At 61.6% G+C, this 20,612-nt stretch carries 22 protein-coding genes; 7 read left to right on the top strand and 15 right to left on the bottom strand.

The features are described 5' to 3' along the window. Window positions 1–9: 9 nt before the first annotated feature. Complete coding sequence (locus JBE38_RS17290) at window positions 10–543, bottom strand: gluconokinase (protein WP_060754088.1); 534 nt, start codon at window positions 541–543, stop codon at window positions 10–12. A gap of 213 nt (window positions 544–756) precedes the next feature. Here JBE38_RS17290 and JBE38_RS17285 point away from each other — a divergent pair, with 213 nt between their 5' ends. The 4 genes from JBE38_RS17285 to JBE38_RS17270 all read left to right on the top strand — a co-directional run bounded on the left by JBE38_RS17285 (window position 757) and on the right by JBE38_RS17270 (window position 4,654). Continuing rightward, a complete protein-coding gene (locus JBE38_RS17285) occupies window positions 757–1,788 on the top strand; it encodes a LacI family DNA-binding transcriptional regulator (RefSeq protein ID WP_205344763.1) in 1,032 nt (343 codons plus the stop codon). Window positions 1,789–2,102: 314 nt separating this feature from the next. Beyond that, the gene (locus JBE38_RS17280; RefSeq protein WP_126870576.1) at window positions 2,103–2,342 is read left to right on the top strand and encodes a DUF6124 family protein; all 240 of its coding nucleotides are present in this window, start codon (window positions 2,103–2,105) and stop codon (window positions 2,340–2,342) included. Window positions 2,343–2,579: 237 nt separating this feature from the next. Then, a complete protein-coding gene (locus tag JBE38_RS17275) occupies window positions 2,580–3,212 on the top strand; it encodes a glutathione S-transferase family protein (RefSeq protein ID WP_205344736.1) in 633 nt (210 codons plus the stop codon). A gap of 32 nt (window positions 3,213–3,244) precedes the next feature. Next, window positions 3,245–4,654 carry an MFS transporter gene (locus JBE38_RS17270; RefSeq protein ID WP_205344735.1) on the top strand — a complete coding sequence of 470 codons (1,410 nt, stop codon included), beginning with the start codon at window positions 3,245–3,247 and terminating at the stop codon, window positions 4,652–4,654. A gap of 15 nt (window positions 4,655–4,669) precedes the next feature. On the opposite strand, the gene JBE38_RS17265 is transcribed toward JBE38_RS17270, so the two are convergent. After that, window positions 4,670–5,071, bottom strand: coding sequence for a hypothetical protein (locus JBE38_RS17265; RefSeq protein ID WP_205344734.1), 402 nt, complete (start codon window positions 5,069–5,071; stop codon window positions 4,670–4,672). A gap of 254 nt (window positions 5,072–5,325) precedes the next feature. Between JBE38_RS17265 and JBE38_RS17260 the strand changes: the two genes are divergently transcribed. Beyond that, window positions 5,326–5,838: a hypothetical protein gene (locus JBE38_RS17260; RefSeq protein WP_205344733.1), complete on the top strand. Its 513-nt coding sequence runs from the start codon at window positions 5,326–5,328 to the stop codon at window positions 5,836–5,838. A gap of 84 nt (window positions 5,839–5,922) precedes the next feature. Here JBE38_RS17260 and JBE38_RS17255 read toward each other — a convergent pair whose 3' ends face one another. Then, window positions 5,923–6,792 carry a LysR family transcriptional regulator gene (locus JBE38_RS17255; RefSeq protein ID WP_205344732.1) on the bottom strand — a complete coding sequence of 290 codons (870 nt, stop codon included), beginning with the start codon at window positions 6,790–6,792 and terminating at the stop codon, window positions 5,923–5,925. A gap of 96 nt (window positions 6,793–6,888) precedes the next feature. Between JBE38_RS17255 and gstA the strand changes: the two genes are divergently transcribed. Beyond that, entirely contained in the window at window positions 6,889–7,485 is a 597-nt protein-coding gene (gene gstA, locus JBE38_RS17250; RefSeq protein WP_205344731.1) for a glutathione transferase GstA, read from the top strand. Here the strand turns inward: gstA and JBE38_RS17245 are convergent. From JBE38_RS17245 to JBE38_RS17205, 9 genes are all read right to left on the bottom strand, one after another. Beyond that, window positions 7,440–8,855, bottom strand: a complete 1,416-nt coding sequence (locus JBE38_RS17245) for an aromatic amino acid lyase (RefSeq protein ID WP_205344730.1) — start codon at window positions 8,853–8,855, stop codon at window positions 7,440–7,442. The two genes, gstA and JBE38_RS17245, sit on opposite strands and share 46 nt — an antisense overlap. After that, the gene (locus JBE38_RS17240) at window positions 8,852–9,856 is read right to left on the bottom strand and encodes an ornithine cyclodeaminase family protein (RefSeq protein ID WP_205344729.1); all 1,005 of its coding nucleotides are present in this window, start codon (window positions 9,854–9,856) and stop codon (window positions 8,852–8,854) included. Before JBE38_RS17240 ends, JBE38_RS17245 begins: the two co-directional genes overlap by 4 nt. Window positions 9,857–9,858: 2 nt before the next feature. After that, entirely contained in the window at window positions 9,859–10,785 is a 927-nt protein-coding gene (locus JBE38_RS17235; protein ID WP_060754097.1) for an aliphatic sulfonate ABC transporter substrate-binding protein, read from the bottom strand. Further along, the gene (locus JBE38_RS17230) at window positions 10,785–11,798 is read right to left on the bottom strand and encodes an ABC transporter substrate-binding protein (protein ID WP_205344728.1); all 1,014 of its coding nucleotides are present in this window, start codon (window positions 11,796–11,798) and stop codon (window positions 10,785–10,787) included. Before JBE38_RS17230 ends, JBE38_RS17235 begins: the two co-directional genes overlap by 1 nt. Window positions 11,799–11,861: 63 nt before the next feature. Beyond that, window positions 11,862–14,498, bottom strand: coding sequence for a TonB-dependent receptor (locus JBE38_RS17225; protein WP_104994645.1), 2,637 nt, complete (start codon window positions 14,496–14,498; stop codon window positions 11,862–11,864). 223 nt (window positions 14,499–14,721) lie between these two features. Next, the gene (locus JBE38_RS17220) at window positions 14,722–15,666 is read right to left on the bottom strand and encodes a FecR domain-containing protein (protein ID WP_205344727.1); all 945 of its coding nucleotides are present in this window, start codon (window positions 15,664–15,666) and stop codon (window positions 14,722–14,724) included. Further along, window positions 15,663–16,172 (bottom strand): sigma-70 family RNA polymerase sigma factor, encoded by a 510-nt coding sequence (locus JBE38_RS17215; protein ID WP_060754101.1) that lies wholly within the window; start codon window positions 16,170–16,172, stop codon window positions 15,663–15,665. The genes JBE38_RS17220 and JBE38_RS17215 overlap by 4 nt, the downstream gene beginning before the upstream one ends. 108 nt (window positions 16,173–16,280) lie before the next feature. Continuing rightward, window positions 16,281–17,072: a phosphate/phosphite/phosphonate ABC transporter substrate-binding protein gene (locus JBE38_RS17210; protein WP_205344726.1), complete on the bottom strand. Its 792-nt coding sequence runs from the start codon at window positions 17,070–17,072 to the stop codon at window positions 16,281–16,283. A 9-nt stretch (window positions 17,073–17,081) separates the two neighbouring features. Further along, window positions 17,082–18,011, bottom strand: a complete 930-nt coding sequence (locus JBE38_RS17205) for a fatty acid desaturase (protein ID WP_205344725.1) — start codon at window positions 18,009–18,011, stop codon at window positions 17,082–17,084. A 133-nt stretch (window positions 18,012–18,144) separates the two neighbouring features. Here JBE38_RS17205 and JBE38_RS17200 point away from each other — a divergent pair, with 133 nt between their 5' ends. Beyond that, window positions 18,145–18,549, top strand: a complete 405-nt coding sequence (locus JBE38_RS17200; protein ID WP_205344724.1) for a GNAT family N-acetyltransferase — start codon at window positions 18,145–18,147, stop codon at window positions 18,547–18,549. Window positions 18,550–18,586: 37 nt separating this feature from the next. Here JBE38_RS17200 and def read toward each other — a convergent pair whose 3' ends face one another. The 3 genes from def to JBE38_RS17185 all read right to left on the bottom strand — a co-directional run bounded on the left by def (window position 18,587) and on the right by JBE38_RS17185 (window position 20,446). Continuing rightward, the gene (def, locus tag JBE38_RS17195) at window positions 18,587–19,126 is read right to left on the bottom strand and encodes a peptide deformylase (protein ID WP_060754105.1); all 540 of its coding nucleotides are present in this window, start codon (window positions 19,124–19,126) and stop codon (window positions 18,587–18,589) included. A gap of 3 nt (window positions 19,127–19,129) precedes the next feature. After that, the gene (locus tag JBE38_RS17190) at window positions 19,130–20,080 is read right to left on the bottom strand and encodes a YihY/virulence factor BrkB family protein (protein ID WP_060754106.1); all 951 of its coding nucleotides are present in this window, start codon (window positions 20,078–20,080) and stop codon (window positions 19,130–19,132) included. 180 nt (window positions 20,081–20,260) lie between these two features. Next, window positions 20,261–20,446, bottom strand: a complete 186-nt coding sequence (locus tag JBE38_RS17185; RefSeq protein WP_090368958.1) for a CsbD family protein — start codon at window positions 20,444–20,446, stop codon at window positions 20,261–20,263. Between the last annotated feature and the right edge of the window lie 166 nt (window positions 20,447–20,612).

Below are 20,612 nucleotides of genomic sequence, written 5' to 3'. Positions count from 1 at the left end.
GGCAAAAAATTAATGAGTAGGTTCAAAGCCGTGTTGCAGCCACCAGGCATGGGTCTGCCGGGCCAGGGCCTCGACGCTGTCTTCACTGGCGTTGAGCGCCAGGGTCAGCGGTTCGCCCTTCGGCGATTCAAGGGTGGCAAACTGGCTGTCGATCAGGCTGGCCGGCATGAAATGCCCGGGGCGATGGGACACACGGTCGGCGGCCACGGCCCGGGTCAGTTCCAGGAACACAAAACCCAGGCCCGGCGCGGCTTCGCGCAGGTGGTCGCGGTATTTCTTTTTAAGCGCCGAACAGGTGAGCACGGGGTGCTCGCCGGCCTTGAGTGCGCGGCGCAGTTCATCGCAGAGGATGTCGAGCCAACCGGCACGGTCGTCGTCGTTGAGAGGGTGGCCGGCGCTCATCTTTTCGATGTTGGCGGCGGGGTGAAAGCTGTCGCCTTCAATGGCGGTGGCGCCGTTCAGGCGGCACAGGGCCTCGCTGACGCTGGACTTGCCACAGCCGGAAACACCCATGATGACCAGGGCGGTAACAGGTTGACTCATGAAACACCTCAGGACGCAGATAGCGCTACCTTTGCACGCTGTAAGGCTAGTGCAAAAACAGGCTTTTCCCGCGCCGTCTTGTCTTTTTTTATGGAGTGACGCGTGCATCCTCTCCAGCGATTTGAACGGGATCAGGCAACCCTTCGTTCAAGCATTTGCAGCCTTTTGGAGACAGCGCTACCTTAGTGCCTCGATTTTTGTTTGGCAAGCCGCCTGATGACCTCCAAGAACGATAAAAAAATGCGTACCACGGGTCGCCCGACCCTCAATGAAGTCGCCCGCCTGGCCGGCGTCAGCCCGATTACCGCCTCGCGCGCGCTGCGCGGCATCAGCACCGTGGCCACCGAACTGGTGGAAAAAGTGCAACACGCCGCCAGTGAACTCAATTACGTCGTCAACCCCGCCGCCCGCGCCCTGGCCTCGGCGCAAAGCCATTCGGTGGTGGTGCTGGTGCCGTCGCTGTCCAACCTGTTGTTTATCGAAACCCTCGAAGCCATCCACCAGGTACTGCGGCCCAAGGGCTTTGAAGTACTGATCGGCAACTCCCATTATTCGCGCGATGAAGAAGAAAACCTGCTGCGCAACTACATGGCCTACCAGCCACGGGGCTTGCTGCTGACCGGCTTCGATCGGACTGAAAGCGCGCGACGAATGGTCGAGTCCAGCCAGGTGCCTTGCGTCTACATGATGGATCTGGACCCGCACGCCGGCGTGAACTGCGTGGGGTTTTCACAGTTGGCGGCCGGTGAAACGGCGGCCGCGCATTTGCTCTCCCGCGGGCGCAAGCGCCTGGCCTACATCGGCGCGCAACTGGACCAACGCACGTTACTGCGCGGCGAAGGCTTCCGCCGCGCACTGCAACAGGCGGGCCTGTACGACCCGGCGCTGGAGCTGCTGACACCACGCCCCTCCTCCGTGGGCCTGGGCGGCGAGCTGTTCTTGCAGATGCTGGCAAGCCATCCCGATGTGGACGCGATCTTCTTCGGCAACGACGACCTGGCCCAGGGCGCGCTGCTGGAGGCCCTGCGCCACGACATCAAGGTGCCGGAGCGCGTGGCGGTGCTGGGCTTCAACGACTTGCCGGCCTCATCCTTCATGGTGCCGCGCCTGAGCAGCATCAGCACCCCGCGTGAGGCGATTGGGCGACGTGCAGCGGAGCATTTGTTGAGCATCATGGCGGGCAACAAGATCGCCAAGCCGGTAGTGGATATGGGGTTTGAATTGCAGGTGCGGGAAAGCACGTAGGACGCCTGTAGGACACGGCCGACATTGCGCCAAGCGCCTTGCCCGGCTGCCTACGCTTAGGTCAGAATCCGCCGGCTTGTGCGCCTGGAAGGGGGTCTCTAAGGTTTGCCGGTCGCTGAATTTCTCGGTGACCGGGTTTAGTAGCCCATGTTCGGACTTCTCAGTGCACAAGCCTCAGCGAAATGTTTGATGGCGGCTGTGCGTAGGGCACCCTTGGGTGCGCCGGCTTTGGAGTCCACCGGTCTACTAACCTGCGTACAGCTGCCACCCTCGTTTAGTAGCGAAGAGGCGGTGGCCAATTCCTGGACTATCCAATGATCAAAGATATCGATACGCCGCCAACCACCCTCTTCACCCTCATCCCCGATGTCCCCACCGAAACCCTGCTGATCAACAGCTACGAAACCGTGTGCTCCGTCAGCACCTTGCTGCTTGACCTGTCCGATGACCTTGAAGGCAAACACCGCGATGTCGCCTTGGCCATCCACCAGCTCAGCGAACTGAGTGTGTTGCTGGTGGGCAAAGCCATGGACCAGCACACGCCCCGCTACTGACACGCCCTTTGTAGGAGCGAGCTTGTGTGGCGAGGGAGCTTGCTCCCGCTGGAGTGCGAAGCACTCCCAGACCGGTTGACGAAGTGTATCTGACACATATCGATCGCACGGTTTGGGGCCGCTTCGCAGCCCAGAGGGAGCAAGCTCCCTCGCCACGACAAGCTCGCTCCACAAGGCATTGCTTACAAATTGTTTCGTCGTGCTAGATTGACCCCTCTCCACTGCAAGGGAAGCACCATGGGACACTCACTGAAAATCCTCGGCCGCACGTCTTCCATCAACGTACGCAAAGTACTGTGGACCTGCCAGGAACTGGGCATCGACTATGTACGTGAGGACTGGGGTATTGGCTTCAAGCCCACTCAAGCCGCCGAGTTCCTCGCCCTCAACCCCAACGCCCAGGTACCGGTGCTGATCGATGACCACGGCGTGCTGTGGGAATCCAACACCATCTGCCGCTACCTCGTCGGCCTGTACCAACGTCATGACTTGCTGCCAGCCGAACCCGCCCCCCGCGCCAGGGTGGAGCAATGGATGGACTGGCAAGCCACCGAACTCAACCCCTCCTGGGGTTATGCGTTCCATGCCCTGGTGCGCAAGAACCCGGATTACCAAGACCCGCAACGCCTCAGCGCCGGCGTGCAGGCCTGGAATGACAAAATGGGGCTGCTGGAACAGCAACTGGCCAAAACCGGTGCCTACGTCGCCGGTGATGAATTCACCCTGGCCGATATCCTCGTCGGCCTCTCCGTGCATCGCTGGTGGAATGCGCCGCTGGAGCATCCGCCCTACCCTGCGGTCGCGGCCTACTACCAGCGGCTCAGCCAGCGCCCAGGCTTCCAGGCCTATGCGCTCGTCGGTCACAACTGATCAATCACGCCATGACGTCCGGAACCACGCCCATGCATTCACCTTCCGCCACCGACGGTATCGACCCGATCCGCGCCGCCCACATCAGCGCGCGCATCGACCGCCTGCCTGCCGTGGCCAGCATCTGGCGCCTGGTGGCGTTGCTGTCGATCGGTGGTTTTTTCGAGCTGTATGATTTGTTCCAGACCGCCTACATCAGCCCCGGCCTGATCAAGGACGGCCTGTTTGCCACCGGCAGCGGCGGCGTGTTCGGGTTCTCCGACCAGGCCGCGTTCGCCTCGGCAACCTTCCTCGGCCTGTTCCTCGGCGCCAGCCTGCTCAGCCCCATCGCAGACCGCTTCGGGCGACGGGCGATCTTCACCTTTGCATTGATCTGGTACACCGTCGCCACCGTGTTGATGGGCATCCAGACCTCGGCGCTGGGCATCATCTGCATGCGCTTTCTGGTGGGCATTGGCCTGGGCATCGAGCTGGTGACCATCGACGCCTACCTCTCGGAATTGGTGCCCAAACGCATGCGCAGTTCGGCGTTTGCCTTTGCGTTTTTTATCCAGTTCCTGTCAGTGCCGGCGGTGGCGTTGATGTCGTGGTGGCTGGTGCCCCAGGCGCCGTTCGGGGTGGCCGGTTGGCGCTGGGTGGTGCTGTCGAGTGCGGTGTTTGCACTGTTTATCTGGTGGTTGCGTAAACGCTTGCCGGAATCACCCCGCTGGCTCGCCCAGCAAGGTCGATTCGAGCAAGCCGATGCAATCATGGACAGCCTGGAGGCACGCTGCCGGAAAGACTACGGCAAACCGCTGGACCCACCCGAGCCCGAGGCGGTCAGCGTGCAAGGCAGCGGCCGTTTTGCCGATATCTGGCAACCGCCCTACCGCCGCCGCGCCTTGATGCTGATCGTGTTCCATGTGTTCCAGGCCATCGGCTTTTTCGGTTTCGGCAACTGGTTGCCGGCGCTGCTCTCGGGCCAGGGCGTCAGCGTGACCCACAGCCTGATGTACGCCTTCATCATCACCCTCGCCTACCCGCTGGGGCCGTTGCTGTTCGTGAAGTTTGCCAACCGATTTGAAAACAAATGGCAGATCGTCGGCTCGGCCCTGGGCGCGATGCTCTTCGGCAGCCTGTTCGCCCTGCAGACCACGGCGGTGGGGCTGGTGCTTTGCGGGGTGATGATCACCTTCTGCAATGCGTGGCTGAGCTTCAGCTATCACTCGTATCAAAGCGAGCTGTTCCCCACCAATATCCGCGCGCGCGCCGTGGGGTTCTGCTACTCCTTCAGCCGCTTGTCCACGGTGTTCAGCAGCCTGTTGATCGGGTTTATCCTCGAACACCTGGGCACACCGGGGGTGCTTGCGTTCATCGCCGGCAGCATGTTGATCGTGATGCTCACCATCGGTGGGTTCGGGCCGCGTACGCGTAACCTGGCGTTGGAGAATATTGCTCACTGACCAACACGCTGAGTGTTAGGAGCGATAGCGAACACGAAACGAACCTTTGATCGTCTGAGCGGGTTGACCGATTGAAGATCCCTCAAAATCGGCACGCAGAGCACCCGCTTCGGCGAGGAAACGCATCTGCCCTTCGTAATGGGTAGTTTTTATTCCCCCAGTAACGGCCTGCGAGAACATTAACCCGGCCTCTCCCGCTTTTTCGGGATTCTCGACCAGCGTGTAAAATTTTGATTGGTCGTACTCAAATGTGCTGAATACAGTCAGAGTCGGCAGCCCAGCCTTTGTAGTTCCCATGATTTGGTAGTAGCGGCCCGAATAGAAGTGTATCGCTTCGTCGGTGTGAAAGGGTTCGGGTTCGCCCGAAAGTTGAGCCCTCATATAAGGCTCAGCAATAGGGTCTCGTTTATCAGTCATTTCATTTCTCCTTGTCCCGGATAACAACACAGCTGATTCAACGGCAAGTCGAAGCAGTTGAATACTGTGAAATCCCACAGAGAAACGTTTCAGCCAAATGCGCCTTCCCATTGCCAGGCTGCGGCAACGAATGACCGCTGAACGGACGGATATTGCCTCCTGGATAAGGCTACGCCCCATAAAACCGGGCCCATCGTCCCCGGCACACTATTTGCTCCAGCTGTGCCACCGAACATTTCCACAGGTGAGCGATCATGCTGGTTAACAACAACGCCCAAGCCGTATCGACGATCCAACACATCAAGCGCCCCGACATGGACCCCGCCAACGCGGCCGCCAGCACGCTGTACAGCGGCGCCCTGCAGGCGGCGCAGCAAAGCGTGACGGTGCCGGCCGCGCAGAAGGACCTGGACAAGGCCAATGACCGAATCGATGAAGCCTTCGCCAAGACCCGCGTACAACTGCAGGCCACCACGGCAGCGACGAGCGCGACCTCTGACGTGCCGGCCACCGGCTCGACCGGCAAGACCGCCCGTGAGGACTTCAACGACTACATGAGCAAATCGCCGGCCGAACGCATCCGCGAACAGCTCCTCAAGGAGCAGGGTTTGACCGAAGAGGATGTGCAGAAGCTGCCGCAGGAAAAGCAGGACGCGATTTCCAAGGAAGTGGCTGAGCGCATCAAGCAACAGCAGGATCAACAGGTAGCGGCGAAAACCGCCGACCCACAGGTGCAGGCGGTGAAAGAAACCCTGGCTGCGATCTAAGCCGCACATCGTTGCGTGTAGAAGCGAGCTTGCTCGCGAAAAACCTCAACGATAACGCGGGGTTGCTGGATTGCAGGACGCGGCTCAATTAGCCAGCATGTTCAACAAAGCCTGCGCAGCAGCACCCGGCTCCCGGTTCGGCGGCCCCACCAGGCAGAACTCACGCTGTACCGGGGCCTTGAGCGGCATCACGCGCAACCCCTGGCGTTGAGCCGGCAGGGTCATTTCCGGGACCAGCGTGACACCAATCCCTTCGCGGACCAGGCTGAAGGCGCTGCTCCATTCGCGCACTTCCACGCGGGCATCGCGTAACGCCAACCCGGCCTCGGCGCTCAGGCTGCCGGCGTTGACGGTGCAGCCGCCGGTGGCGAGTACAAAGGGTTGTTCCAGCAACTCCTCCAATGTCACCACCGCTCCGGCCGGGCGCTGGGCCAGTGCATGCTGCGCGGGCACCACCGCTATCCAATGGTCGCGCCCCAACACCGTGGCCTTGCGCTCGGGCTTGGGGTTGAGCACCACGCCCAAGTCGATCAGCCCGGCGTCAAGCAAGGTATTGACCTCGTCATCCGTGACTTCCAGGGTGGTGACCTCGATGCCGGGATACAGCTGCTTGAAACGCTGCAACAACGGGCGGAGAAAGGTCTGCAGCACGATGGGGAAGCTGGCAATGCGCAATGCCTCACGCAACATGGGCCGGGCCTCATCGACGGTGCTGCGAATCGCCTGCAGCGCGCCCATCATGACGCGCGCCTGTTCGATCACACTCAGCCCCAGCGCGGTGGGCAGCGTCTTGCGCGGCTCACGGGTAAACAGTTGCGCGCCCAGCGTCGCCTCCATCCCGGCCATGGCCTGGCTGGCGGCGGACTGAGTCATGCCCACGCATTGGGCAGCGGCAGTGATGCTGCCATGGTCGGCGACAGCGACCAGCAAGCGCCAGTGCATCAGGTTCATCATGACAGTAGCTGTCCTTATGGCAGGGCTCTGAAGGTTTAATTTTACGCACGGTGCCATGCCCGTGAAACTGGCGCAAATCCCACGGAGCTGTCCCCGATGAAACTGTATTACGCCCCCAACGCCTGCTCGCTCGCCCCGCATATCGTATTGCGCGAATTGGCCCTGCCGTTCGAGTTGGTGCAGGTCGACAACAGGGCCAAGATCACTGCCGACGGCGAGGACTTCCTGCAGATCAACCCCAAGGGCTACGTGGCTGCGCTGCAACTGGAGAACGGCCAGGTACTGACCGAAGCCAGCGCGATCCTGCAATACCTGGCCGACCTGAAACCCACGGCCGGCCTGGCTCCTGCCAATGGCAGCTGGGAACGCGTGCGTTTGCAGGAATGGCTGAACTTTACCGCCAGCGAAATTCATGGCGGGCTGGGCGTGTTCTTCAACAGCGCCATCCCGAATGACGTGAAAGCGCTGTTCAAGGCCACGCTGCTCAAGCGCCTTGCGATTCTGGTGCACACCCTGGCGCGTCAGGATTACCTGCTGGGCACCCGATACTCGGTCGCCGATGCCTACCTGTTCGTGGTGCTGCGTTGGGCGGCCCTTCACACTATCGAGCTGGACCCGGTACTGCAGGCGTTCATGCAGCGTGTGGGTCAGCGCCCGGCGGTCGTTGCCGCACTGGCAATCGAAAATCCATAAGTCGAAATGAAGGCACTCAACACCCGCACATCTGCCGAGCCTGGGCGATCCTGGTCCAGATGGGCCACCTGGCTGCGCACGGTGTCATGGATCTGCCGAGTGCCCTGCCCCAGCCGCAATTCGCCGCGCAGATCCACCGCCTGTGCGGCAACGATCAGTTCGATACTGGCCAGCCACAACACCCGCTCCGTCAACTGGCGGGTCTTGTCCACGACGGCCAGGGCCTGCCCTGCGTAGTCCTCGACGCGATCCGCCACCGGCACACTCACTGCCGGCAGCGGGTTGGCCAAATGCCCGATCTGCGCCACCAACGCCGAACTGGTGCGCTGCAACGCCGCCATACCGACATGCCCCGGTCGAGCGATCAAGAATCGCAGCAGGTCGCTGGAGGCAGGCGACAGCAACTTGGCAATGCGTTCTGCGCTGCACGCCGCCGCTCGATTCAGTGCCAGGCCCAGGCTTTCGGCAGCCAGCGCCAGGTGTGTGCTGTCGAAGTTCGCGGTGGCCAATACCAGCGCCTCTTCGCTGATCAACGCCGGATTGTCGGCACCGCTGCGCAGTTCCAGTTCAATCAGTTCATGCAAGTGGTGCAACGCCTGCTGCGCCGCCCCTTGTACGATCGTGGCACAGCGAAAGCTCAAGGGGTCTTGCAGGCGGCGCGGGTTGCCCGCCAACTCACCGCCCGCCAGCAGTTGCAACAAGGCCGCCGACTGCTCGGTTTGCCCCGGTGCCGGCCGCAGGCGCGAGGCCCACGGCTGGAAGGGGCTGAGGTTGGCCCGGTAGCCTTCGCATGACAACGCCAGTGCGGCCAGCGAAGCCTCTAACGCCCGCTGCGCCTGCGCCACCAGTAACGCGCCCAAGCCGACACTGGCGGCATTGGCGGAGACCAGCGCCAAACCATCTTTACCGGTCAGGGGCACCGACAGCGCCAGGCTCAGGTGCGCCAGCGGCGCCAGGTCGCTCTCGCCCAGCGAGCCGATCAACGGCACATCCGGCTCGACACCGCTATTGAGCAACGTCAGTAAAGCCTGCGCCGCGCCCGGCGAAATACCTGAACGCCCCTGGGCCAACCCGGCCAGACGCGCCGCCATCATTGCACGCAATTCCTGGCGATTGGCAAGGCGCCCTACCCCCACCGCGCGTCCCAACGGAATGTTCGCCTGCACGGGGGCGACCAACGTATCCACCGCTGCGCCAAGGCCGGTGTTCACCCCATAAATCGGCGTGCCTTCAGCCGCCAGTTTCACCAGCAGACGGTGGCCTTCATCGATACGTTGACGGGCCTGCGCGGTGAAATCCGCCGCTGCATCCTCGCGGGCAATCGCCAGCAAATCCGCAAGTGACAGACCTTGGGGGTCGAGATGAATCATGCCCAACGCAACCGCTGGCCAATCCCCGACTGCCTGGCTTTTTCCAACAGCGCATGGCCCAGCGCGATATCACTGAGGCTCAGGCCACGGTGCCAGAACAGGATGGTTTCCTCGGGCGTTTCCCGGCCGTTTTTCAAGCCGGCCACGATCTGCCCCAGTTCGGCATAGAGGGTCTGGGCGCTGAGTTTGCCGGCGTCCACATGGGCACGCAGTGAACCAAACAGGCCGCCCTTACACTGGCCCCAATCGTCCACCACCAGCTTGCTCATGATGTCGGTGAGCGACAGTTCCACCGCGCTCATGGTGCCGTAGGGCACCACAAACGCGCCGGGCCTGATCCAGTCGGTGCGCAGCAACGGTTCGGGCTGATCCAGGCGGGACGCCTCGACCACGATATCGGCGCCACGCACAGTGGATTCCCAATCCTCGGTGACGATCACCGGTTTGCCCAGGTCCTGGCGCAGGCGTTCGGCAAAGGCTTCGCGGCTTTCACTGCGCCGCGAATGCACGCGGATTTCGTCGAAGTCGAACAGGTGGTCGAGCAGGCGCACATTCCAATAGGCGGTGCCACGCGCACCGATGTGCGCCAACACTTTGCTGTCGGGTCGGGCCAGGTACTTGGCGCCGATGGCTGTGAGGGCGCCGGTACGCATGTCGGTGATCGCCGAGGCATCGAGGATGGCCTTGGGAATCCCGGTAGCCGGGTCCAGCAGGTTGAGGATCGCCAGTTCGGAGGGCAGGCCCTTGCGATAGTTGTCGACAAAGTCCCCCACCACTTTGACGCCCGCGTAGCCGATATCGCCGCCCAGTACACCGCGCAATACGTTGAAGTGGCCGTTGATCTCGCCGCCGGGAATCAGGTGGGTACGTGGCTCAATCACCGCTTCGCCGCGGCCCTGGATCGCCAGGCTGGCTTCAATGGCGGTAAGGATTTCATCGTTGGTCAGGCCCAGTTCGTCGATATCGAGGCCGTTGAGAAAATCAATGTAGATCGGTTGCATGATCAGGGCGCCTTGAACACGGCTTGCTGCACATCGACCTTCTTCGGGATCAGGCCGTTGGCAAGGAACAGATCGGCAGTGCGTTGCTGGTTGCCAATGTCGACGGCTTGCAGCGGACGAATCGGCGCGGACGAGCGGTGTTCGAAGTAGCTTTTGACCACCGCCGGTTGCAGGCCCAAGGTCTTGGCCATCAACGCGATGCTCTGCTCGGGTTGGTCGAGGGACAGGCGCTGCGCCTTGGCCAGCGTCTTGATGATCGCCCCGATGGACTGCGGGTACTGCCTGGCAAACGGGCTACTGACCACGAAGAAACTGCCAGCAGGATTGAGGCCCTGACCGTCACCCAGCACGCGGGCGCTGCCGTCGATTACCGCAGCGGAATAGTACGGGTCCCACACCACCCACGCGTCGACCTTGCCCTGCTCGAACGCAGCACGCCCGTCCGATGGCGACAGGTACACCACATTCACATCCTTCCATTGCAAACCCGCACGCAGCAGGCTTTTGAGGAACAGGTTGTGGGCGCTGGAGCCTTTGAGCAGCGCCACACGCTTGCCCTTGAGCTGCGCCACGCTCTGCACGCTGCTGGCTTTGGGCACCAGCACCGCTTCGGTCTTGCCTTCGTTGGGCTCCACGGCAAAGTACTGCAAGTCGATACCGGCCGCCTGGGCGAAGATCGGCGGGATGTCGCCAATGTTTCCGATGTCCAGGCTGCCGCCGTTCAGCGCTTCGATCAAGGGAGGGCCGCCGAGGAATTCAATCCACTGCACCTGGGTGCCGGGCAGCGCCTCTTCGAAGAGTTTGTGTTCGCGGGCCAGCACCATGCTCACCGAGCTTTTCTGGTAACCGATGCGCAAGGTGGCGGGATCGGCCGCCGACACCTGGCCGGCCAGCAGGGAAAGAACCACCGCCGTGAAGACTTTAAGCATTAGAGTGCCTCCTTGATTTTGGTCGCCACATCCGCCGGAACCCATGGCTGCCAGACCTGCGGATAGTCCTTGAGGAATGCCTCAGCCACTTGGCGTGGCGGTGTGCGTTTCTCGCTCATTTCGCCGAGTACACCGTTGAGCAGGTCAATCGGCAGGTCGACCTTTTCAAACACGCTGACCAATTGCGGGTACTGCGCCTTGAACGGTGCCGAAACGCCGATTGCCAGGCGAGCCGGCATCGAGCGGGTGCCGATGGGGTTGGGGTTTTTCGCGTCGGACAGGGTTTTCCAGGCCTCGGCGTTGAAGGGCGGCTCTTCCAGCTTGACCAGCTTGAAACGGCCCAGCAGCGGCGTGGGCGACCAGTAATAGAACAACACCGGCTTACCACGACGGATCGATGACGCGACTTCGGCATCCAGCGCCGCACCGGAGCCGGTGCGGAAGTTGACGAAGCTGTCGGTGAGCTTGTAGGCCTTGAGCTTCTGGCTGTTGACGATCTCCGAGGTCCAGCCGGTGGGGCTGTTGAGGAATCGCCCACGGCTTGGGTCTTCGGGGTCGCGGAACACGTCCTTGTAACGCGGCAGGTCGGCCACCGATTTCAGGTCCGGCGCCAGGGGTTTGATGCCCCGCTCGGCATCGCCCTTGATCACGAACTCCGGTACCCACCAGCCTTCGGTGGCGCCTTTTACGGTGTCGCCGAGGCCGAATACTTTGCCTTCGCTTTCTGCCTTGACCCACGCCGGGCTGCGCCCGGCCCACTCCTCGCCGATCACCTGGATATCATCCTTGGCCAGGGCGGCTTCCAGGCTGACGGTGCTGCCCGGCAAGGTGTCGGTGGGCAAGCCGTAGCCTTTCTCGACGATCAGGCGCAGCACCTCGGTGATCAGGCTGCCGCTTTCCCAGGTGATGTCACCGAAGTGAATGGGTTTGACGGCCTCGGCGGCCATGGCCGGCTGCGATAAAACGGCCAGAGCCAGCAGCGAACCACCGAGCAGCGTTTTAAGTCTTTTCATGCACAACCTCGTGGTGAATCATTTTTCAGAACACAGAGAACCCAGTGTGGGATTGGGGATCGGTTAAAAGTCATAACTGAGCCGCGTGTAGTAGAACGCCCCTTCCGGCGCCGACGGCGACAGGTAGCTGTATTGCTGGCCAGGGGTCTGGCGCAGGCGGGTGTTGAAGTCATCGGGTTTGCTGTCGAACAGGTTGTTGGCGCCGACAGACACACGCAGTTGCTTGGTGAAGGCGTAGTTCACGTCCAGGTCGGTATTCCATTGCGCAGCGAAGGTCTGGTCGTATTGAGCGTTGGCTTCGCTGGCGGCGTATTTGCGGTACTCGCCGTAGCGGGTTTCGCTGAGGGCGATGGTCCACGCGCCGATACGGTGAGTCGCGCCCAACACCCACTTGTCTTGCGGGTAGCCGTGCTCCAGGAAACCACGGGCTTCACGGGTGAGAATGTCGAAACCGTTGGGGTTCTCGTGGACCTTCTCGATCGTGGTGCGTGACTGGGTGTAACCGGCCGACAGGCTCAGCGCGCCGTATTGCGCCAGGTCCAGGTTGTACTTGCCGACGATGTCCACACCGCGCGTGCGCGTGTTGGCCGCGTTGGTCATGAACTGCGCCCAGGTGTATTGGCCAAAGCCTGCCTGTTGCAGAATCTGCTCGGCCCGTGGGCCGGAAATCCCCCCGCTGTAGAGCAGACGGTCACGAATCGAGATCTGATAGGCGTCGATGGTCAGCGAGGCTTGTTCGATCGGACGCAGCACCAAGCCCAAGGAGTAGTTGGTGGACTTTTCGGGCTTGAGCGGCTCGGCGCCCAGGGCACGGGCGGCCGGGTTGTCGGCGGGCAGCATGCGCGTGAGGACCGGGTTGCCGTTGATGTCGACATTGGTGGTGGTGGTCCACGAGGTGCCGATCTGGCCCAGGGTCGGTGCGCGGAACGAGTTGTTCACCGTGGCGCGCAAGCCTACTTGCGGGGTGAAGTCATAACGCGCCGAAAGCTTGCCGGTGGTGGCCGAGCCGAAGTCCGAGTAGTGCTCGGTACGCCCGGCGATGCCTACCTGGAATTTGTCGGTGAGCTGATGCTCAAGACCGAAATACACGCCGCCCACATCACGTTTGTAGGTGCCGGCGTCGTCCGGTGTCAGGCCAGAGGCTTGTACCGCCCCCACCTGCACGCCGTTGATGCCGCCAAACGAGTAGGACTCATAGTCGCCCTCCTCCAGACGATATTGCTCATGACGGTAGGCAATACCTGCCGAGACTGTCAGAGGATGGCTCGACCAATTGACGTCCAGATCCTTGGCGTAATCCAGGCCGATATTGGTCTGGTCATTGACCAGCGTGGCCACGTCGAATTTGGTCGGGCTGTTCAGACCATAGCTGGGGTTGACGGTGTTGAAGGCCAATTCATCGTGTTTGTCGCGACCGTAGGTGGCACTGAGATCGAAGCGACCCAGGGTCTCGTCCTCAAAGCGGGTACCGACGGTGACTGCGCCGTCTTCGTAGCGATAGCGGTACTTGGGAATGGTGCCGTTGGGGTAGATGCCCGGCACGTTGTTCGGGTTATTGGCCAGCAATGGCGGCGTGTTGTTTACCGACTTGTCCTGGCCGAAAGTGGCGAAGCTGTAGAGGCGCCACTGGTCGTTCAGGCCAATCTCGGCGTTGGCCGCCAGGTTGAATTTATCGCGCCCGGCGCCGCCCCAGCGGGGGTCTTGCACCTGGCCGTTGGCGACATACTGATCGCCAATGTCGGTGGGTTTGTTGTTCAGGGTGTTGAAACTCAAGGTCAGGAAACCGTCCCCCGGCAAGCCCAGGCCGTACCAGCCGTCCGTGCTTTTGCTGAAACCGTCGCCCTGCGCATATTTGCCCAGCTGGGTGTTCACCTGGCCCCCGCTGTCACGTTCCTTGAGCACGATGTTGATCACGCCGGCCACCGCATCCGAACCATATTGAGCCGAGGCGCCATCACGCAGCACTTCGACATGGTCGATGCTGCTGATAGGGATCATGTCCAAGTCCACCGGCTGCGCACCAATGAACGGCACGCCACCGGAGATGTTCACCACAGCCGAGGCATGCCGGCGCTTGCCGTTGATCAGCACCAACGTCTGGTCCGGCGCCAGGCCGCGCAGGGACGCACCCTTGGGGTTCTGCCCACGGGTGGCGCTCTGGTTCTGCGGGAAGTTGAACGACGGCAGCAGTTGAAAGAGTGCCTGGTTGAGGCTGATGGCGCCGGTCTGCTTGAGTTCTTCGGCGTTGATCACGTCCACCGGGGCCGCGCTGGTGAGTGCGGTGGCGTCACTGCGGCGGGTGCCGATGGCGACCACGCGGTCCAGGGTCGGCGCCTGCGCTGCAGTGGTTTGCGCCTTGGCATTGCTGGTGGCGTTTTTGCTCGCGCCTTCCTTGATGATGAACGCACCGTCCGGGCTGACCTGGACTTGCAGGCCGGTGCCCTTGAGCGCGGCGTCCACCGCCTGTTGCGCCGACAGCGAACCGTCCACGCGGGCCGAAGAATAGTTGCCCAGTTGCGGCGTGAACGAGATCACCTGGCCGCTTTGGCGGCTGATGTTGAGCAGCACTTCATCCAGCGGGCCAGGTGCGATGTGGTAGACCTGACGCGCCTCTTCGGCGCTGGCGGTAAACGAGAAAAACAGACTGGCCAATGGCACCAGGGCAAAGGTTCTAAGCGGCACACGGTTGAACTGACTCACTTTGGCTCCCCCCAAGGAAACGCGAGAACGCTGCTCCCCGCAGCGCTTACGCCAGTGATGTGCAACGGCGTGGGGAAACCTTGCAGATCGTTTGGTTATGTCTTTAGAACCCACACTGCACCCCCTGTGGGAGGGGGCTTGCTCCCGATAACGGTGTATCAGTGCCAAGTGCATTGGCTGACACTCCGCAATCGGGAGCAAGCCCCCTCCCACATAGGCGCCATCACGCAGCACTGACGGTCACCCACAAACCGGTGCGGCGGGTGATATGGATCGGCAAGGTCTGCGCCAGGGTGTCGAGTATTTGCTGGGGGTTGTCCAGACGGTACAGGCCACTGACACGTAGACCCGCCACGGCGGGATCCAGGCGCAGCACGCCGTTGTGATAGGGGCGCAGTGCGTCGATGACGTCGGCCAGCGGGCGGTCACGCACTTGCAGGAAGCCATCGACCCAGGCGGTGGCTCCGGTGGAACTGGCCTGCACCGGTCCGAAGCCTGCGCGGTCGTAGCGCACCTCATGGCCGGCAGCGAGTTGCAGGCGCTCACCGTTCTGGCCGTCGATTTGTACCGCACCGTTCAGGGCGACGACTTGGCCCTGCCCTTCGCGCTCGCGCAGCACAAAGCGGTTGCCGTGGGCGCGCAGACGCGCCTGGTCGGTGTAGATCAGAAAGGGCCGAATGCGGTCGCTGGCGACCTTGGCCAGTAACTCGCCTTCGCGCAGGCGCACAAGCCGCCGTTGCGGGTCGAACTGGATATCCGCCGTACTTTGCGCATTGAGCAATAACTCGCTGCCATCCTCCAGCGTCACCGTGCGGCGCTCGCCGGTGCCGGTGCGGATATCCGCCGTGAGTTCCGTCAACGGCAAGCCCAGCGGCTTTGCCAACCACCCAGCGCCGAGCGCGACACCGGCGCCTGCCAGCGCAACCTGCAACACCTGGCGACGGCTGGACGGTGCCTCCAACGCCTGCTGCAACACCTGGCCACTCACCCCCTGCGCCAGGGGCACCTGGAATACGCCAAGGCGTGCTTCCAACTGTCGGCACAGCGCGTCGTGGCGCGGGTCGGCGGCACGCCATTGTGCGTAGCGCTGCCAGTCGCCCGCCGTAGCCTGGCCGGAACGCAGCAGCACGTGCCAGCGTGCGGCGCTGTCGATCAGTTCGTCGTTCATTCCAGGCACAGCCGCAGGCAACGGTTGAAGGCACGGGTCATGTAGTCGCTGACCGAGCGCTGGGAAATCCCCAGCTCGGCGGCGATTTCCGGGTAGGTCAGGCCATTGAGCTGGGACAGCAGGAAGGTCGCCTTGACCTTGGCCGGCAAGCCGTCGAGCAACTGGTCAATGGCTTGCAGCGCCTCAAGCATTTGCGCCAGCTCTTGTGCAGACGGTGCAGTTGAAGCTTCGTCGTTATCGAGTGCACTGAGGTAGGCACGCTCCAGATCACGGCGGCGCCACAACTGATACACCAGGCGCTGGGCAATGGTGGTGAGCAAGGCGCGAGGCTGGCGGATGGGTACCACACCCGGCGCACTCAGGAGCTGGACAAAAGTATCGGCGGCGATGTCTTCGGCATGTGCGCGGGAATCGAGGTGACGGTGCAAGCGGCCGCACAGCCAGGCGTAATGACTGCGGAATAACCCGCCCACGTAATCGCTGTGAGAAGTGTCGGCGCCGGACATAGTGGCTCCATCTGAGTAGGTTGCACGTTATGTCCGGTGTTCCGGTGAAACGATCCTAGCAAGGCTGCTTATTCTTTAATAATACTTAAAAAGTATTTTTATATAACTTTATTTTAGGTCCGCATAGCCATTGGCAATGGCCTGTCGCTGGTAGTCCAGCAGCACCCTGTAGTCGTCCTCGCTGGCCGCAAGCACTTCCTGCACGCCCAGGATTTCAGCGACCTGCGGCAAATCTTCCAGCGCCTGATTCATCGCCAGGCGTATTGCCGTGACCTGTGCATCCTGCAAGCCCCGCGCGCCGATATACGGCAGGGTCGGGCTCGGCGCGCTGTGCGCGACGATACGTAGCCCTGCCACTTCCTGCGGTGAGAATCGAGCCAGGTAGTCGTAGGTGACACTGTCGATGGCGGCAAGGTCGGCGCGGTCTTCCAGTAGCCAGCGCAGGCTCTCGCGGTGGGCACCACTGATGTCGACAGTGGCGAAGAAACGCCCATCGCGTTGCAACGGTGCCAGGCGCTCACGCAGCAGGTTCATGCCGCTGTTGGAGTCATGGCCGTTGATCACGCCACGGCTGTTGTAGAAATCCGCCAGGGTGTGGCGAGGGTTATCATCGCGGGTCAGTAGCAGGCTGCAATGTTCGCCGCCACTGCTGTGGGGCAGCTCATAGCGGGGGCGGCCGATCACTCGGACCTGGCCACGCAGTTGGGTCATCAACGGATAGCCGCAGGTTTGCGCCATCAGCAACTGGGGCGCGAGCCATACGCCAGGCAAGTCAAGGTGGTCGGCGTTGACACGACGCAGCGCCAGGTGCTCGAAAATGCGCGTCAGCCACTGGTCATTGGCCTGCTGGATCGCCTCGGGCGCGACATACATCCGCAGCTCGGCATAGTGCTCACTCATCGTCATCTCTCACGCAAAAGGGTGCCGGGGGCTATCGATGGCCTTGAGGCCATGGCGGCTGATCAACTCACCGTAGCCTTGCACCAGGAAACCACCGCTGCGGGCCACCCATTGATCACGCCGCGCACGGTAGACCGTGGGCAGCAAGTACCAGGGCAGTTTCGGCAAGTCGTGATGCACCAGGTGCAGGTTGTTGTTGAGGAACAGCCAGGTCCACGGCCAGGACGCTTCGTTTAGGACGGTGCGCTGCTCCGGTTGCGGATGCGGGCGGTGTTCATAGTAGGAACGGATCGATGCCAGGGACAAGGCCGGCACACTGACCAGTAACAGGTAGTGCCACACCGACAGCGCGCTGTAGTGGGCGATAAAACTCAGCATCAGCACGGTAACGCCGCCGTGGGCCAGCCACATGGGCCAGACCTGGGGCAGGCGTTGGAACTCGTGACGGGCCAGCCGGCCAATCGCCAAGGGCGCCGCCAGCAGAAAGCGGCCGAGCACGGTCTTGGTCAGCCAATGCACGCCACGTTCCAATAGCACACTGTTGTCCCATTGCCGCTGGGTGAGGTAGCGGCTTTCCGGGTCGATGCCGGGCAAGGTCAGGTCTTCATCGTTGTGGTGCAGCAGATGGCTGTCGCGATACAGCGTATAGGGATACCACACGGCGAACGGCGCATAGCCGAGAATTTTATTGAACAACGGCGATCGGGTGGGGTGGCCATGAAGCAGTTCATGTTGCACCGATAGCCACAGCGTCACGAGCGGAATCAGCAGCAGCGTACTCAACCACCGGCCCAGCCAGTGGCTGCCGAACATCACAGCGAACCATCCAGCGTACACGCCGATCAACAACAGCCAGGTCGGCCATTCGGTTCTGAGGGTGAAGGTGCTGGCCAGGGCTTCGATTTCCCGGCGTTGGGTCGGATCAAGGTAATGGGCCATAGGCAGCTCGGAGCAGGTGTTTCCTGCTCTGTGCAATGAGCCGCAAAAATCTTGCAGATCATTGGGTGCTGAGCTTAGAAGCAAACGCATCAAGCGCTACAATCGCCGCCCTCGCCCTCTCACTGGTTTGAACATGCTTATCCAATTGCTCGCAGAACCTATGTGGCCGCTGCTGAACAAGTTTTATCGCAGCCACGATTCGTCGATGAAGGCGCTCAAGGGCGGGCGTCTATGGGTGGCGCGGGACAGCGAAATCGTTGCCGGTTTATGCCTGACGCCGGTGGTCGGCGGGCACTGGCTGACCGGCGTGTTCGTAGACCCGGCGTACCGTGGGCAGGGGTTGGCCGCCACACTGATTCTCGAAGCGGTGGCAGCGTGCGAAGGCACCGTGTGGTTGCTGTGTCATCCGGACCTGGAAGGCCTGTACCAACGCATGGGCTTCACCCAGGACACACTGCTGCCGCAATCCCTCAGCGAACGGTTGGTGCGCTACAAGCGCAACAAGCCGATGATCGCGATGGGCTTGGATCGTGGGTAATGCGTGATCCGTGCGTGCCGGGTCTTGCGTCAGGCCGTCAGTCGTCGGCGGCGGGGTCCATATCGGGAAACATCACCTCGATAAAGCCGAATTTGCTGAAATCGGTAATCCGCGACGGGTACAAACGGCCGATCAGGTGGTCGCATTCGTGCTGCACCACCCGCGCGTGGAACCCATCGGCAAACCGCACAATCGGCTCGCCCTTGGGGTCGAAACCCTCGTAGCGAATCTGTTGGTAACGGTTCACCGCGCCCCGCAACCCTGGCACCGACAGGCAGCCCTCATAACCCTCTTCCAGCACCGGGCTGAGCGGCGTGATCAACGGGTTGATCAGGATGGTCTGCGGTACCGGCGGCGCGTCCGGGTAGCGTTCACTGGCCTCGAAACCAAAGATCACCAGTTGCAGGTCGACGCCAATCTGCGGCGCGGCAAGGCCGACACCGCCGACGTGTTCCATGGTCTGGAACATGTCGTCGATCAGTTGCCACAGCTCGGGGCTGTCGAACATTTCCGGTGGCACCGGTGGCGCGATACGCAGCAGGCGCTCGTCGCCCATTTTCAGGATTTCACGGATCATCGATCAGACTTCGTCGGTAGTGGGTTTGGAATGGTCCCGGCCCAGGCCTGAGACGTGGCGTTTTTCATCCGTGCCGGCGGGTTCGTCGAACTGCTTTTCGCCAGGGTCCTTGCCTTCGGCCGACATGTGCTCGATCACCGCATTCATCTCCGCCCCCAGCAACAGCACGGCGGCAGAAATGTAGAAGTACAGGAGCAGCACGATAATCGCACCGATACTGCCGTACATGGCGTTGTAGTCGGCGAAGGTTTTCACGTAATAGCCGAAGCCCAGGGAAGCGACGATCCAGACCACCACGGCCAGCACCGAGCCCGGTGTGATGAAGCGGAATTTCTGCTGTACATCGGGCATCACGTAGTACATGAGGGCCACGGCGAACATCAGCAGGATCACGATCACCGGCCAACGCAGGATGGTCCACAGGGTGACCACGAACTCTTCCATGCCGATCTGCCCGGCGAGCCATTCCATCACTTGCGGGCCCAGTACCATCAACGCGGCAGCGGCGAGGAGCATGCCGGCGATACCGATGGTGTAGAAAACCGACAGGGGAAAACGCTTCCAGATCGGCCGGCCTTCGACGACATCGTAGGCGGCGTTCATCGCGCTCATCATCAGGCGCACACCGGCGGAGGCGGTCCACAAGGCGATCACGATACCCACCGAGAGCAAGCCACCCTTGGATTGCTGCAACTGGTCGATCACCGGGTTGACCTGCTCCAGCGCCTGCGGCGGCAACACCAGTTCCGACTGCAGGCGCAGCCAACTGAAAAAGTCCGGCAGGTGCAGGAAACCGATCAGGGCGATCAGGAACAGCAGGAAGGGGAACAACGAAAACAGCATCTGGTAGGCCAGTGCCGAGGCGTAGGTGGGCATTTCGTCATCGACGAATTCCGTGACGGTGCGCACCAGCACTTTGTGGAGCTTGAGACCGTTCAGTACCGGAAAAATCATAGCGTCTCCTTTCGCCGCAAAAGGTTGAGTTCGTGGGCGACTCAGGGGCCGTTTTCTACATCAAGGTAGCCCATTTGGCGACCTTGAAACAATTTCGAAACTTTAACCGCAGCACATGACACAAAAACGGCCATCCGTGGATGGCCGTCGGGCTGCGTAAATCCAGCCAGCGATTGCGCACTACTTGGTCGCTTTTTTCACCGCATCCTTGGTATCACCGATTGCCTTTTCGACCTGGCCTTTCTTTTCCTGCACGACGCCTTCGGCGCGCAGTTTGTCGTTGCCAGTGACCTTGCCGACGCCTTGCTTGATGTTGCCGACGAGCTCGTCTTTCAAACCTTTTGCCTTGTCCGATGTACTGCTCATGGTATCTCTCCGAAGAACAATCAGGTGTTTTGGGCATTGCAAGAAGATGGACCCGAAGCGGTACGGCAGAGTTTCAATTATTTTTTCAGTGCGCATTTCATCGAAAGCGGCAGGTTTGGCTTTATGTTTTGCGGCCAACCCCTGAGAATGCCCGGCACATTCAGGC

The organism is Pseudomonas sp. ICBG1301, from assembly GCF_016918385.1.
Classification (GTDB): Bacteria; Pseudomonadota; Gammaproteobacteria; order Pseudomonadales; family Pseudomonadaceae; genus Aquipseudomonas; species Aquipseudomonas palleroniana.
Note: the sequence above shows the minus strand (reverse complement) of the source record. Positions and strands in the feature narration are given on the sequence as shown.